The sequence below is a fragment of the Agromyces seonyuensis genome (genome assembly GCF_009789225.1).
In the GTDB taxonomy this organism is placed as follows: domain Bacteria; phylum Actinomycetota; class Actinomycetes; order Actinomycetales; family Microbacteriaceae; genus Agromyces; species Agromyces seonyuensis.
Genome location: NZ_WSTA01000040.1, coordinates 18961 through 33011, shown reverse-complemented (window position 1 = coordinate 33011; position 14051 = coordinate 18961). Strand labels below are relative to the sequence as shown.

The following is a 14051-nucleotide window of genomic DNA, read 5'->3' as shown; positions in this document are numbered from 1 at the left end:
GCCGGCTTCGCGGAGCCGCGCGGCGGCCTCCCGGGCCAGTGCGAGGGCGGCGTCGACGGGAGCGGCCTCGGGCGCGGCGTCGGCCCCGCCGGCGGTCGCCGGGACGGTCGCCGGGGGCTCGTCGGGCTCGCTCATCCCCCCATCCTGCATCCCGTCGTCCGCCGCCGCGGCCGCGCCCTCCACGGATCCGCCCTTCGGCGCACCGGAGCCGAGGCGCACTCGGTAATCTGGTGGGATGCCCCCCGTTGAAACGCACGGGCTCCGCCCGGAGTCCGTCCGCCCTCGCTCACTCGGCGAGCTGGCGGCCGCCGTGCCCGCCATCCAGGTGCGCGGCGACCTCGACACGACGATCTCCGGCGTCGCGGTCTCGACCAAGGATCTCCGTCCCGGCGAGCTCTTCGTCGCGATCCCCGGCGCGAACCGCCACGGCGCCGAGTTCGCGGCCGCGGCCGCAGCGGCCGGCGCCGGCGCCGTCCTCACCGACGAGGCCGGATTCGAGCTCGCGAGCGCGACCGGCCTGCCCGTGCTGATCGTCGACAGCCCCCGCGACCGTCTCGGCGACGTCGCCGCGGCCGTCTTCGGCACCGACGTGCACCGTCCGAAGCTGTTCGCCGTCACCGGCACGAACGGCAAGACGTCGGTCGTGCACATGATCGAGGCGATCCTGCGCCAGCTCGGCATCCCCTCGGGCCTCAGCTCGACGGCCGAGCGGCACGTGCGCGACCTCGAGGTCGTCAGCGGGCTCACGACGCCCGAGGCGAGCGAGCTGCACGCCCTGCTCGCCCTCATGAACGAGGCCGGCGTCGAGGCCGCGGCCGTCGAGGTGAGCGCGCAGGCGCTCAGCCGCCACCGGGTCGACGGCGTCGTCTTCGACGTCGTGGGCTTCACGAACCTCAGCCACGACCACCTCGACGACTACGGCACGATGACGGCCTACCTCGACGCGAAGCGGCCGCTCTTCACCCCCCAGCACGGCTCCCGCGCCGTCGTCTCCCTCGACACCCCGGCCGGCGCCGAACTGTTCGCCACCTCGGGCATCCCGGCCGAATCGATCTCGGCCGACCCGGCCGCCGCGGCCGACTGGCTCATCGAGGTCGTCTCGCGCGAACCGGGCCGCACGGGCTTCCGCCTCTCGCGCTCCGGCCAGACCGTCGTCGAGTCGAGCGTGCCGGTGCTCGGCGACCACATGGCCGCCAACGCCGGCCTCGCGATCGCGATGCTCATCGCCGGCGGCGTCGACGGCGCCGGCATCGCCGCGGCGCTCGGCCGCGACGGCGGCATCCGCATGTACCTCCCGGGCCGCATCGAGAAGGTCTCGGACGACGCGAGCCCGGGCGTCTACGTCGACTTCGGCCACTCGCCCGACGCGTTCGCGAAGTCCCTCGCGGCCGTGCGCGCGGTCACGCCGGGCAAGGTCGTCATGGTGTTCGGCGCCGACGGCGACCGCGACAAGATCAAGCGCCCCGACATGGCCCGTGCGGCCGTCGACGGCAGCGACCTGCTCATCGTCACCGACCACCACCCGCGCTTCGAGGACCCGGCGTCGATCCGCGCGACCCTGGTGCGCGCGGCGCGCGAGCACAAGCCGGGCTTCCCGGTGCTCGAGGTCGCCGACCCGAAGCAGGCGATCCGCGAGGCGATGCGCCACGTGCAGCCGGGCGACTCGATCCTCTGGGCGGGCCCCGGTCACCAGAACTACCGCGACATCGAGGGCGTCAAGACCCCGTACTCGGCCAAGGCCGAGGCGCGCGCCGCGCTCGTCGAGCACGGCTTCGGCGCGAGCGAGAACCTCGCGACGGCGACGGCGTACTGAACCGTCCCGACGGTTGCCTCGCGGCGAGCGCGCGCGTCGCCGCGAGGCATCCTGAGCGCCGGCTTCACGCTCGCCGAACGTGAAGCCCGAGGCATCCTCAGCCCCCGGGAAATCGGCGTATGGTGGACGCTCGTGACGATTCGAATCGAGAAGGTCGACCTGCCTGGTATCGGCACGCGGCACGACCTCGTGACCGAGAGCGGACGACGCCTCAGCGTCGTGGCGTACCGCGACGGCGAGCGCAATCTCGGCATCTTCGACGTCGAGGATCCCGACGCCTGCCGCGACTCCATCGCGATCACCGAGGACGAGGCCGAGGCCCTGGCCGACCTGCTCGGCACCTCGGTCGCCGTCAGCCGGCTGACCGCGCTCACCGACTCGACCTCGGGCCTCTACACCGAGCAGCTCGAGCTCGCACCCGACTCCCCGTACCTGAACCGCCCCCTCGGCGACACCAAGGTGCGCACGCGCACGCGGGTCTCGATCGTGGCGATCGTGCGCGACGGCGGAGTGGTCCCGTCGCCGACGCCGGCCGAGGTGCTCCGCGGCGGCGATATCATCGTGGCAGTCGGCACCCGCGACGGACTCGAAGCGGCCGGTCGACTGCTCTCCAACGGCCCCGACTGAACCGAGACTCCCCGACCGCATGGACGACGGCACCCTGATCCTCATCGAGATCGGCGCCGTGCTGCTCGGGATGAGCCTCCTCGGCCGGCTCGCGGCCCGGATCGGGCTCTCGCCCATCCCCCTCTACCTGCTCTTCGGCCTCGCCTTCGGCACGGGCGGGCTGCTGCCGCTGCACGAGGCGCACGAGTTCTTCGAGACCGGCGCCGACATCGGCGTGCTGCTGCTGCTCGCCCTGCTCGGACTCGAGTACAGCCCGGCCGAGCTCGTCTCGAACCTGCGCCAGTCCAAGTACGCGGGCGCGATCGACTTCCTCCTCAACGCCCTGCCGGGCGCCGTCATGGCGCTCCTCCTCGGCTGGGGTCCGCTCGGCGCCGTCGCGCTCGCGGGCGTGACGTGGGTCTCGTCGTCGGGCGTCATCGCGAAGGTGCTGCGCGACCTCGGCCGCGTCTCCAACCGCGAGACGCCCGCCGTGCTGTCGATCCTCGTGATCGAAGACCTGGCGATGGCGTTCTACCTGCCCGTGCTCACCGCCGTCGCGGTCGGCGTGAGCCTCTGGCAGGGCGCGATCAGCGTCGGCATCGCCGTCGGCGTCGTGCTGCTCATCCTCTTCGTCGCCTTCAAGTGGGGGCACGTCGTCTCTCGGCTGTTCTCGGCCGAGCACCAGGAGTCGCTGCTGCTCGGCGTGCTCGGCCTCACGATGCTCGTCGCCGGCCTCGCGGAGGGCGCGCAGGTCTCGGGCGCGGTCGGCGCGTTCCTCGTCGGCATCGCGCTGTCGGGGCGCGTGGCCCGCGAGGCCGAGTCGGTGCTGACGCCGCTGCGCGACCTCTTCGCCGCGATGTTCTTCGTCTTCTTCGGCCTCACGACCGATGCCGGGCAGCTCCTCGCCGTGCTGCTGCCGGCCGTGGTGCTCGCGATCGTGACGATGGCCACGAAGGTGCTGACGGGCTACCTCGCCGCGAGGCGCGCGGGCATCGGCGTCCCGGGCCGCTGGCGCTCCGGCCTCGTGCTGGTCGCGCGCGGCGAGTTCTCGGTCGTCATCGCGGGGCTCGCGGTCGGCGCGGGCGCCGTGCCCGAACTGGCGCCGCTCGCGACGGCGTACGTGCTCATCACGATCCTCGTCGGCTCGTTCGCGGCGCGCATCACCGACACCAAGTGGTTCAAGGCGCGGATGCGGCAGCGCGCGCTCGTGCGCCGCTGATCTGCGGCCGCGGCTCCGGGCGTCGACTCAGCGCGTGATGGCGGCCTGCTGCGCGGCCGCCGCCGACTGCTCGGCTGCGCGCCGACGGGCCATGGCCTTGGCGCGGAAGCCCGCGGCGAGCGACAGGACCACGAACACGACGCCGACGAGCAGCATGCCCCAGCGGGCCGTCACGAGGCCCGTGGCGCCGAGGATGAGGCCCACCGCGAGGGCGAATCGCGCGAGGGCCGGGATGCTCCGCCGGGCGGAGTCGCGCAGTTCGCTCACGAGCGGGCGCCGTCCGCGCCGGACTCCTCCGCCGCGATCTCCTCGTGGTGCTGGATGACCTCGGCGACGACGAAGTTGAACCACTTCTCGGCGAAGGCCGGGTCGAGGTGCGCGTCGATCGCGAGTTCCCGGAGCCGGGCCACCTGGCGCTGCTCGCGGGCCGGGTCGCTCGCCGGCAGGCCGTAGGCCGCCTTGAGCCGGCCGACCTGCTGCGTGAACTTGAACCGCTCCGCGAGGAGGTGGATGAGCGCGGCGTCGATGTTGTCGATGCTGCCGCGGATGGACAGCAGCTGCTCCATCGCGAGGGCGGTCGCCTCGGGTGACTCGTCAGGCATGGTCCCGAGCCTAGTGCGCGCCCCGGACCCGTCACTCCCGTTCGGGGGGGGTGACGACGAGGCGCCGGCCCCGAACGGGTCCGGCGCCTCGAGGCATCCGTCGATCAGCGCGGAGTGGCCCGCCGGATGACGACGTAGCCGAGCGCGGCCGAGACGACGGCCAGCCCGAGCACGAGGGTGAAGACGCCGACGATGCCGATCTCTCCGAGCCAGGCGAAGATCTCGGGCCAGGTCTCGGTGAAGGTCGCGATCGCGATGCCGCCGACGACGAGCAGGAGCAGGCCGGCGCCGGAGACGAGCATGCCGGCCATCCGCCAGCGGAGGTAGATCGTGGTCGCCGCCGCGCCGACGAAGAGCACGAAGAGCTGCAGAGCGAACGCGGAGAACCAGTCGACCCAGAATCCGTCGATGCCGAACCAGAGCGCGTCGAACATGTGCGCGCCGAGCCACCAGCCGCCGGTGGCCTGCTCGAGCTGCACGAGCAGCGCGATGCCGGTGGCCATCTCGGCCGCGACGACGAGGAAGACGAGCGACGTGCCGAGCCAGTAGTCACGCCGGGTCGACCCCAGCCCGAGGGCGAAGTTGAACGTGAAAGCGACTGCCTGGACGCCGACGACGACGAGATACCACTGGGGCGAGATCACGGCCCAGCTGTTGCGCATCCCCTCCATGTCCTCGGCGGTGACGGCCGGGCTCGCGCCGCGGATGATGAGCGTGATGAGCACGGAGAGCGCCCACGCGCCGCCGAGGATGAGCCACGGCACCCCGAAGTAGATCGAGGGGTTCACGAAGTGGAGCTTGACGACCCGCGCGACGTCGGAGAACCGGAACCGGTCCTCACGGACGACGGCGGCGGAGATCGGTACGGCGGTCATGCTGCAGCCTCCTTCTGCTGCTCGGCGGCGAGGGCGCCGCCGGTGAGGTGGACGACGAGCTGCTGGAGCGACACCGGGGCGAGCTCGAGGCCGAGGCGGGCGGCCTCGGCGCGCTCCGGCGCCGTCAGACGGCCGTCGATCGTGGCGGACGCGAGTCCCCCGATGCGGTCGCGCGCCATGACCTCCCGGCCGTCGACGAATTGCTCGACGGCGGCGGAGGGGCCGGCGACCGTGGTGGCCGAGCCGCGCAGCTCCTCGGCATCCTGATCGAGGATGATGCGCCCCTCGTCGATGAGCACGACGTGCTCGAGGAGGTTGGCGACCTCGTCGATCAGGTGCGTCGAGAGCACGATCGTGCGGGGGTGCTCGGCATAGTCCTCGAGCAGCCGATCGTAGAAGAGGTGGCGTGCCACCGCGTCCAGACCGAGGTAGGGCTCGTCGAAGAACGTGACCGGTGCACGCGAGGCGAGGCCGACGATGACGCCGACCGCCGAGAGCTGGCCGCGCGAGAGCTTCTTGATGCGGCGGTTCAGCGGCAGCCGGAAGTCGGCGATGAGCCGCTCGGCGAACTCGGCGTCCCAGTGCTCGAAGAACGACGGCGCGATCTTGAACACGTGGGAGGGCTTGAAGTCCTCGGGGTAGCGCTGCGACTCGGCGATGAAGCAGAGCCGGCGCAGCACGTCGGAGTGCTCGACGGGCGTGCGGCCGAAGACCTCGATCTCGCCCTCGGAGGCGAAGAGCTGCCCCGTGAGCAGCTGCATGAGCGTGGTCTTGCCGGCGCCGTTGCGGCCGAGCAGTCCGTAGATGCGGTGCTCGGTGAAGGACACGTCGACGGAGTCGAGCGCGGTGAAGCTCCCGTAGCGCTTGGTGAGGCCGCGGGTTCGGGCCACGGTGGTCATGATGCCTTGGTCCTCTCTTCGCGGAGCATGCCCGCGAGTTCGTCGATGTCGATGCCGAGCTTGTCGGCCTCGACGAGCAGGGGTCGCACGTACTCGGCGGCGAAGCCGTCGCGGCGCCGGGCGACGAGCCGGGATCTGGCCCCGACCGTCACGAACATCCCGATGCCGCGTCGCTTCTCGACGGTTCCGTCATCCACGAGCCTCGTCACCCCTTTCAACGCAGTCGCCGGATTGATGCGATGGAACGCCGCGAACTCGTTGATCGAGGGGATCTGGGATCCCTCGGCCAGCTCGCCCGAGATGATGTCGTTCTCGATCGATTCGGCGATCTGCAGGAAGATCGGTCGCGATTCGTCCACGCCTGGTCCTCCGGTTCATTGGTTAGTTACTTCACTGACTAACCAACCATCCTTGAGCGCACGTGTCAACCCCCGCCCGGACGCGGGCGCGCCGATCGTCCGCGCGTTCGCCGGTCGAGTCGGCGCGTGTTCGCCGGTCGAGTAGGCGCGTTCGCCGGTCGAGTCGGCGCGCAGCGCCGTATCGAGACCCCGCAAACGGGCGCCGCCGAACGTCCATCCCTCCGCCGGTCGAGTCGGCGCGCAGCCGTATCGAGACCGACGTACCAGGTCTCGATACGCGACTGCGTCGCTACTCGACCAGCGAGCGTGCAGCGCCGTATCGAGACCGGGGCACCGGGTCTCGATACGCGACTGCGTCGCTACTCGACCAACGAGCGCGCAGCACTGCGTCGCTACTCGACCGGCGAGCGAGCAGCGGACCCTACGTCAGCCGGCTCGCAACTGCGAAGGTCGCACCGGTCAGTTCCCGGAGCCCGTCGACGCTCTCGCCGGGTGCGAGCTCGACGAGGGTCAGCCCCGTCGAGGCATCCACGTCGAAGACGGCGCGATCGCTGACGATGCGGTCCACGCAGGCGACGCCGGTGAGCGGCAGGTCGCAGGCGGCGACGATCTTCGGGGTGCCGTCCTTGGCGACGTGCTCGGTGACGACGATCACGTGCGGAGTGCCGGCGACCAGATCCATGGCGCCGCCCATGCCCTTGACGAGCTTGCCGGGGATCTGCCAGTTCGCGAGGTCGCCGAACTGCGAGACCTGCAGCGCGCCGAGGATCGCGGTGGCGACGTGGCCGCCGCGGATCATCCCGAAGCTCGTCGCCGAGTCGAACACGGAGGCGCCCGGCAGCAGCGTCACGGTCTGCTTGCCGGCGTTGATGAGGTCGGCGTCCTCCTCGCCCTCGAGAGGGAAGGGCCCCATGCCGAGGATGCCGTTCTCGGACTGCAGCGTCACCTGGACGCCGTCGGGCAGGTTGTTGGCCACCAGGGTCGGGATGCCGATGCCGAGGTTGACGTAGTCGCCGTCCTGCAGGTCCCTGGCCGCGATGGCGGCCATCTCGTCACGCGTCCACATGGGCGGATTCCTTGTCCTCGACGATCGCGCGGGGGCGGACCGTGCGCTGTTCGATGTCCTTGACGGGGTCGGCGACGGCGACGAGCCGCTGCACGAAGATGCCCGGGGTGTGGATGTCGTCGGGGGCGATCGGCTCGTCGAGGATCTCCTCGGCCTCCACGACCGTGAGCCGGCCCGCGGCCGCGACGAGCGGGTTGAAGTTGCGGGCCGTGAGCCGGTAGCGGAGGTTGCCCGCCCGATCCGCCCGCCAGGCGCGCACGAGGGCGAGATCGGCGACGATGCCACGCTCCAGGATCGCCCGTGTGCCGTCGAAGTCCGCCTCCGGCTTGCCGTCTGCGACGGGGGTGCCGACGCCGGTCGGCGTGTAGAAGGCCGGGATGCCTGCGCCGCCGGCACGCAGCCGCTCGGCGAGCGTGCCCTGCGGCACGAACTCGACCTCGAGCTCGCCGGAGAGGTACTGCTCGGCGAACAGCCGGTTCTCCCCCACGTACGAGGAGAGCACCTTGCGCACCTGCCCGTTCTCGAGCAGGATGCCCAGGCCCTTGCCGTCGACGCCCATGTTGTTGCTCACGACCGTGAGGTCCCGAACCCCGGTGTCGGCCAGCGCCCGGATCAGGTTCGTCGGGATGCCCGACAGCCCGAACCCGCCGACCGCGATCGTCATGCCGTCGGCGACCAAGCCGGAGAGCGCGTCGGCCGCACTCGGTTGGGTCTTGTCCGTCATCTCACTCCCTCGTGTCGTGCTCAAGCCTGCCCACGCCCGTCGGCTCGGGCGGTTGAATCGATGCTCGTCGCGGTGATACCGCGCATCCGGATTCGCGATCCTGACGGTCGCGATCGCGAACGCGGGGACGGCGACGCCCCCGCGTTCACGCTTCGTATGGCGTCAGGCGACCGGCTCGGCGACCGGACGGCGAAGGGCGACGAGGACGCACGCACCCACCAGGACCGCCGCGACGCCGACGACGCCGACGGCAGCGGGGAGGCCGCCGAGTGCCGCAGCCAGGATGCCGATGAGGATCGGCGTGAGGAACTGACCGAAGAAGAACGCCGAGGTCCACCATCCGGTGACACGCCCGCGGTCTCCGAACTGCGCAGCCGCGATCACCCAAGTCACGAGCGAGGGCAGCAGGAGGCCCGACCCGAACGAGGCGATGATCGCGCCGGCGACGATGCCGGGCACGACCGGTGCCGCCCAGATCGTCAGCATGCCGACTGCCTGGAGTGCGAACGCGACCGGGATGAGCACACCGTGTCGGAATCGGATGAGTCGCGCGAAGAGCAGACCGCCGATCGCGGTCGCGAGCGAGGCGATGGCCGCGACGCCACCGATGACGGCAGTGTCGGTCGCGGCGACGCCGGTGCCGACGATGAGATAGCTGAGTTCGATGATGAGGACGTAGAACGTGAAGCCGCCGAAGAGGGTGACGAGCAGCGGAACCCCGATGCGGCCCCACGGGACGCGCACCGTCGCGGCCGGCTCGCCCGCCTTCGCTTCGCCGGTCTCGACCGGGTTCGGTTCCCAGAGCGAGAAGATCATCGGCACCGCGATCACGAGGCTGATGGCGTAGACCCAGAACGGCGTGTGCCAGCCCCCGACGCCGAGCGCGCCGCCGAGCGCGATGAACACCGTGGCGGCGAGCGTGGTCACGACGGTCTGGATCCCGAGGTAGCGGTTGCGACGGCGTTCCTCGTGGAAGTAGTCGACGATGAGCGTCGTGCAGACCGTCATGATGGCGGCCTCGAACACGCCGACGCACACGCGGCTGACGAGGATCGCCGGCAGCGCGTCGAGCCACGCGGGAGCGGTGCCGACGACGGCGTACGCGATCATCGCGACGATCAACAGCGTCTTGCGGCCGAGCCGGTCGACGATCTGGCCCGCGAAGGGAGCGAAGAGCGCGATCATCAGAGCCGGGATCGCGACGATCATCGGCACGAGCACCTCGGCGCCCGGCACGGCGGCGAAGTGCTCCGACAGCTGGGGCAGCACCGGGGTGATGAGCACTGAGCCGAGCACCGGCATGCAGCTGCCGGCGAGCAGCAGGACGGCCTGCCAGACGCCGGCTCGGCGGGTGCCGGCGGGGGCGGCGACGGACGTTTCGGTCATGACGTGTCTCTCCATCGAGTTCGTCGTGGCGCGATCGCGACGGTGCGACCGCGGCGCGCCTCCGGGACGCGGCACGCTCAGTGAAGCCGTGGGGCGCCCGTCCGGAAACCGCGCATCGCTGATGCGCGCATCGACGGCGTCGATGTCCACCACTCCCTTGGCCTCTGCTGCTGATCGGGATGGATGGTTGCAGTCCGGCTCGCATACAAATGCGGTCGATGCGCGGCATCATTCATCTCACGTTCCCTGATGTGCACGGCACGCTTAGCGTCGAATCCGGTACGGCGCCGTCGCCGTATCGGACGGAGGCGCGAATGTCGGAATCTGACCTCGCCGACTCGACCCGCGCGATTCCGGAACTCACTGGTCGCACCATCGTGGTCACCGGCGCCGCCGGCGGCCAGGGAGCGGCCGCAGCGCTCCTCCTCGACTCGGCCGGGGCTCGGGTCGTCGCCACCGATCTGAGTGCAGCTACCCCGGCCGCCCTCCGCGGGACGGGACTGCGATACCGCCGCCTGGATGTCACCGACTCCCGTGCGTGGAGGGACCTCGCCGGCGAGCTCGAGCGCGAGTCCCTCCCGCTCCGCGGTCTCGTGAACAACGCCGGCATCACGTGGCGCTCTCGGATCCTCGAGGTCGACGAAGGCGACTGGAACCGCGTGTTGGCTGTCAACGTGAGCGGTGCGATGCTCGGCATCCGCACGCTCGCGCCGCTGATGGCAGCCGGATCCTCCATCGTCAACATCGGGTCGATCGCCGCGCTCAACGGCCACTACCCGGTCGCCTACACGACCTCGAAGTGGGCCCTTCGCGGCCTCACCCATTCGGCGGCGACCGAGCTCGGCCCGCGCGGCATCCGCGTCAACATCGTGCATCCCGGCTTCATCGAAACCGACATGACGGCGACCGCACCTGCAGTGATGCGCGAGGCGCAGATCGCCTTGACGCCCCTCGAACGCACCGGGCTCGCGAATGAAGTCGCAACCCTCGTCGCGTTCCTGCTCTCCGATGCCGCGAGCTACCTCACCGGCGCCGAGATCCCGGTCGACGGCGGCTTCGCGTCGTCGGCCGGTGCGAAGTATCTCGCCGACCGCATCGCCGCGTCATCCCCCACAGCTTGACCAGATCACCGTTTCAACGCACCAGGAGAAGACCTCAGTGTTCATGTATTTCCCCGACAACTACGTGTGGAGCATGGCGCCCGTCGCCGCGCTCAACTGCGGCGGCCTCATCGACGAGGTCGACCGGGCCTGCAAGCCCGTCCTCCTGGCTTCGCAGCGGGGTGACGACGCCGGCACCGAAGAGCTCTACGCGGCGTGGGAGGCCGTCGCCGACCGACTCGTCGCGAAGGCCGAGGACGACGAAGCCCGCGGCCGTCGCATCGGCGCCGGCGAGACCTACTACCGAGCCTCGCTCTACACCTCCCAGGCGGAGCGCCTCCAGTCGCCGTTCTGGCCCGGACGCAACGCCGCCTATCAGAAGTCGATCGACCTGCTGCTCAAGCACGTCGAACTGAGCGGCGTCCCGCTCACGACGGTCGAGATCCCGTTCGAGGATGCTTCGCTCCCCGGCTACTTCTACCGCGCGCCAGGCGAGGGACCGCACCCGGTCGTCATCCAGTGGAACGGCCTGGATTCGACGAAGGAGATGATGTTCTACTCGGGCTTCCCACGGATGCTCGCTGAGCGCGGCGTCTCGACGCTCATGGTCGACACCCCGGGCTCGGGCGAAGCCCTCCGGCTCCGTGGCCTCACCGCCCGCTACGACACCGAGGTGTGGGCGGGTGCGATCATCGACTGGCTCGAGGCGAACGCCGAGGCCCTCGCAGTCGACCCCGACGCCATCGGAATCGTCGGCTGGTCGCTCGGCGGCTACTACGCGCCCCGCGCCCTCGCCTTCGAACCGCGGCTGAAGCTCGGCGTCGCGTGGGGCGCCAACCACGACTGGGCCGCGGTGCAGCAGGCGCGTCGCAACCGCGAGGGCGAGAACCCGGTTCCGCACTACTGGGACCACGTCAAGTGGGTCTGGGGCGCCGCCGACCTCGACGACTTCTTCGAGAAGACGAAGGGGATGCACCTGAACGGCGTCGCCGAGCGGATCACCGCCCCGCTGTTCATCACGCACGGCGCGAACGACCGCCAGATCCCCGTGAAGTACGCGCATGAGACCTACGAGCAGGCCGTCGACTCGCCGAAACGGGAACTGCGGATCTTCGACGACCCCGAGGGCGGCACCGAGCACATCTCCATCGACCACATGGCCTACGTGGCGAGCATCATCGCCGACTGGGTCGCGGAGACGTTCGGGGAACTCGCGACCGGGGCGTTCCCCGAACGCGCGGCAGCGACCGCCTGACGGGCGCCCGGTCGGTGCAACAGCGCCGGCCGGGCCCGCGAGTGGACGCGAACGCGCTCGGGCCGCGGGCAGCGACGGGGAGGCGACCGGATCCCCCACCGTGCCGACGAGTTCGCCGATCCCCTCCACGAGCATCCGCACCTCGTCGCCGACCTGCAGCGGCGGCGGCGTGAGTCCGCCCGCGAGGCCCCAGAGCTCCCCGAGGCATCCGCCGTTGCCGACCGTGCCGGAGCCGAGCACGTCGCCGGCGACGACCCGCGAGTTCCGCGAGGCGTAGGCGACGAGTTCGGGGAACGGCCAGCCCATGTTCGAGAGGAGGTCCTCGCCGTAGCGCTGCCCGTTGACGAACACCTCCGCGTGCAGTGCGAGGAAGCCGTCCGCATCGAGATACGGCTCGAGTTCGTCCGCGGTGACGATCCAGGGACCGAGCGACGTGCCGAAGTCCTTGCCCTTGCAGGGCCCCAGGCGCACCTTCATCTCGCGGCCCTGGAGGTCTCGGGCGGACCAGTCGTTCATGATCGTGTACCCGTAGATCGCCTCGGCCGCGCCGGCCACGTCGAGGTTCGCTCCGTCGGGGCCGCCGATGACGGCCGCGACCTCGAGTTCGTAGTCGAGCCGTTCGGTGACGGGAGGGGCGACGGCCTCGCCGGGGCCGAGGATCGTGTGCGGGTTCGTGAAGTAGAACGTCGGCGCCTCGTACCACTCGGCCGGCACGTCCGACGTGCCCTCGATGCCGGCGCTGACGCCTGCGACATGCTCTTCGAACGCGACGAAGTCGCGCACGCTCGCGGGAACGAGCGGCGCGCGCAGGACGACCTCGTCCAGCCGGGCGACCGGGTCGCCGGCCCGCTTGCGGATGCCGGGGAGGGCGGCGAGCCCGAGCCGCAGCACGTCTGCGACCGCGAGCCCATCGGGGAACGGCACGACGCCGTCATCCTCGATGAAGCCCTCGCCCGGCGCGCCGGCGAGCATCCAGCGCCCGATCCTCACGCGGGCACCGCCATCTGCTGCGAGATGCCGAAGATGAGGCCGGCCGCGTCGGCGTCGCGGTTGTGCTCGAGCTGCCACTTCCCGAGCTGCACGCTCGCCTCGACGACGGCGCTGGCACGCGGCACTCGGCGCGCGTGGAACTCGGCCCAGAGTCCCTCGTCGACGGCGTCGGCGGCGAGCAGGAGCTCGGCGAGCACCGTGCCGTCCTCCAGCGCCTGGGCGGCCCCCTGGGCGACGGTCGGCGGGCAGGAGTGGGCGGCGTCGCCGATGACGACGGTGCGTCCGCGGTTCCACGCCCCCTCGACGAGGTGCGAGGTGAACCAGGTGTAGTTCACGCGCGAGTCGGCGCCGAGCGAGGCACGGATCTCCTCCCACGGGCCGCCGTACGCGGCGGACGCCGCACGCATGAGTTCGACGGCGTCCTCGGTCGGGACGTCGAAGCGGTCCTGGGCGTCTTCGACGAGGAAGGCGTAGCAGGTGTCCTCGCCGGTCGGCGTGTAGCCGGCGATGTACATCGGGCCGCCGTAGTAGAGCTGCGACTGGGTGACCTCCGCGGGGCGGCGCACGAACGCCCGCCAGATGCCCATGCCGGTCGGTTCCGGCTTCGTCTCGATGCCGATGAGGTGCCGCACCGTCGAGTGGAGGCCGTCGGCGCCGATGAGCAGGTCGAACTCGCCGACCGGGGCACCGCCGACGTCGACGAGCACGCCGGTGTCGGTCTGGCGCACGCCGGTGACCTTGGACCCGTAGTGGATGCGCACGCCGACCTCGAGCGCGCGGTCGACGAGGATGCGGGCGAGGTCGGGCCGGTACATGCCCATGCACGCGGGGAAGTCGGCGCCGCCCGTCTTGATCTCGGGCAGCTCGGCGATCACCGGGGCGCCGGGGCCGGGGGCGCGGAGGGTGAGGCCCTCGAAGGTGTAGCCCCGCTTCTGCACGGCGTCCCAGACGCCGAGGCGGTGCAGTGCGCGCAGGGCGTTGCCCTGCAGGGTGATGCCCGAGCCGAGCGTGGACGTCTCGGTCTTGAGCTCGAAGACGTCGACGGCGACGCCGGCTTCGGCGAGCGGGATGGCGGCGGCGAGCGCGGCGGCGCCGCTGCCGGCGATCGCGACCTTGGATACTGCGGTCATGTGAGGAACCTCCTTGTTCTCAGATGG

Annotated in this window: 14 protein-coding genes and 1 pseudogene; 5 read left to right on the top strand and 10 right to left on the bottom strand. The window is 71.1% G+C overall.

The annotated features are described in order from the left end of the window. Window positions 1–235: 235 nt before the first annotated feature. The 3 genes from GB864_RS10135 (at window position 236) to GB864_RS10125 (ending at window position 3638) form a co-directional block, all read left to right on the top strand. The gene (locus GB864_RS10135) at window positions 236–1813 is read left to right on the top strand and encodes a Mur ligase family protein (RefSeq protein WP_160424649.1); all 1578 of its coding nucleotides are present in this window, start codon (window positions 236–238) and stop codon (window positions 1811–1813) included. Window positions 1814–1945: 132 nt separating this feature from the next. Continuing rightward, on the top strand, window positions 1946–2440 hold the full coding sequence (locus GB864_RS10130) for a cation:proton antiporter regulatory subunit (RefSeq protein ID WP_160424648.1): 495 nt from the start codon (window positions 1946–1948) through the stop codon (window positions 2438–2440). 19 nt (window positions 2441–2459) lie between these two features. Next, the gene (locus tag GB864_RS10125) at window positions 2460–3638 is read left to right on the top strand and encodes a cation:proton antiporter (RefSeq protein WP_160424646.1); all 1179 of its coding nucleotides are present in this window, start codon (window positions 2460–2462) and stop codon (window positions 3636–3638) included. A 27-nt stretch (window positions 3639–3665) separates the two neighbouring features. Here GB864_RS10125 and GB864_RS10120 read toward each other — a convergent pair whose 3' ends face one another. The 8 genes from GB864_RS10120 to GB864_RS10085 all read right to left on the bottom strand — a co-directional run bounded on the left by GB864_RS10120 (window position 3666) and on the right by GB864_RS10085 (window position 9549). Beyond that, entirely contained in the window at window positions 3666–3905 is a 240-nt protein-coding gene (locus tag GB864_RS10120) for a hypothetical protein (protein WP_160424643.1), read from the bottom strand. Beyond that, window positions 3902–4240: a chorismate mutase gene (locus tag GB864_RS10115; RefSeq protein WP_160424641.1), complete on the bottom strand. Its 339-nt coding sequence runs from the start codon at window positions 4238–4240 to the stop codon at window positions 3902–3904. Before GB864_RS10115 ends, GB864_RS10120 begins: the two co-directional genes overlap by 4 nt. 104 nt (window positions 4241–4344) lie before the next feature. Continuing rightward, window positions 4345–5115, bottom strand: a complete 771-nt coding sequence (locus GB864_RS10110) for a hypothetical protein (RefSeq protein ID WP_160424639.1) — start codon at window positions 5113–5115, stop codon at window positions 4345–4347. Beyond that, window positions 5112–6014 carry an ABC transporter ATP-binding protein gene (locus GB864_RS10105; protein ID WP_160424637.1) on the bottom strand — a complete coding sequence of 301 codons (903 nt, stop codon included), beginning with the start codon at window positions 6012–6014 and terminating at the stop codon, window positions 5112–5114. Before GB864_RS10105 ends, GB864_RS10110 begins: the two co-directional genes overlap by 4 nt. Beyond that, entirely contained in the window at window positions 6011–6373 is a 363-nt protein-coding gene (locus tag GB864_RS10100) for a GntR family transcriptional regulator (protein WP_160424635.1), read from the bottom strand. The genes GB864_RS10105 and GB864_RS10100 overlap by 4 nt, the downstream gene beginning before the upstream one ends. Window positions 6374–6794: 421 nt before the next feature. Then, window positions 6795–7439 carry a CoA transferase subunit B gene (locus tag GB864_RS10095; protein ID WP_160424634.1) on the bottom strand — a complete coding sequence of 215 codons (645 nt, stop codon included), beginning with the start codon at window positions 7437–7439 and terminating at the stop codon, window positions 6795–6797. Then, window positions 7426–8163 carry a CoA transferase subunit A gene (locus tag GB864_RS10090; RefSeq protein ID WP_160424632.1) on the bottom strand — a complete coding sequence of 246 codons (738 nt, stop codon included), beginning with the start codon at window positions 8161–8163 and terminating at the stop codon, window positions 7426–7428. Before GB864_RS10090 ends, GB864_RS10095 begins: the two co-directional genes overlap by 14 nt. A 162-nt stretch (window positions 8164–8325) precedes the next feature. Beyond that, window positions 8326–9549: an MFS transporter gene (locus GB864_RS10085; RefSeq protein ID WP_160424629.1), complete on the bottom strand. Its 1224-nt coding sequence runs from the start codon at window positions 9547–9549 to the stop codon at window positions 8326–8328. 314 nt (window positions 9550–9863) lie between these two features. On the opposite strand from GB864_RS10085, the gene GB864_RS10080 reads away from it, so the two are divergent. Beyond that, on the top strand, window positions 9864–10670 hold the full coding sequence (locus GB864_RS10080) for an SDR family NAD(P)-dependent oxidoreductase (protein ID WP_160424627.1): 807 nt from the start codon (window positions 9864–9866) through the stop codon (window positions 10668–10670). Window positions 10671–10713: 43 nt separating this feature from the next. Beyond that, entirely contained in the window at window positions 10714–11904 is a 1191-nt protein-coding gene (locus tag GB864_RS10075; protein WP_236779040.1) for an alpha/beta hydrolase family protein, read from the top strand. Window positions 11905–12012: 108 nt separating this feature from the next. Here GB864_RS10075 and GB864_RS10070 read toward each other — a convergent pair. Both GB864_RS10070 and GB864_RS10065 read right to left on the bottom strand, forming a co-directional pair. Next, a pseudogene (locus GB864_RS10070) lies at window positions 12013–12876 on the bottom strand (fumarylacetoacetate hydrolase family protein); the annotation flags it as partial. A gap of 14 nt (window positions 12877–12890) precedes the next feature. Then, window positions 12891–14024 carry an FAD-dependent monooxygenase gene (locus GB864_RS10065; RefSeq protein ID WP_160424623.1) on the bottom strand — a complete coding sequence of 378 codons (1134 nt, stop codon included), beginning with the start codon at window positions 14022–14024 and terminating at the stop codon, window positions 12891–12893. Window positions 14025–14051: the final 27 nt, after the last annotated feature.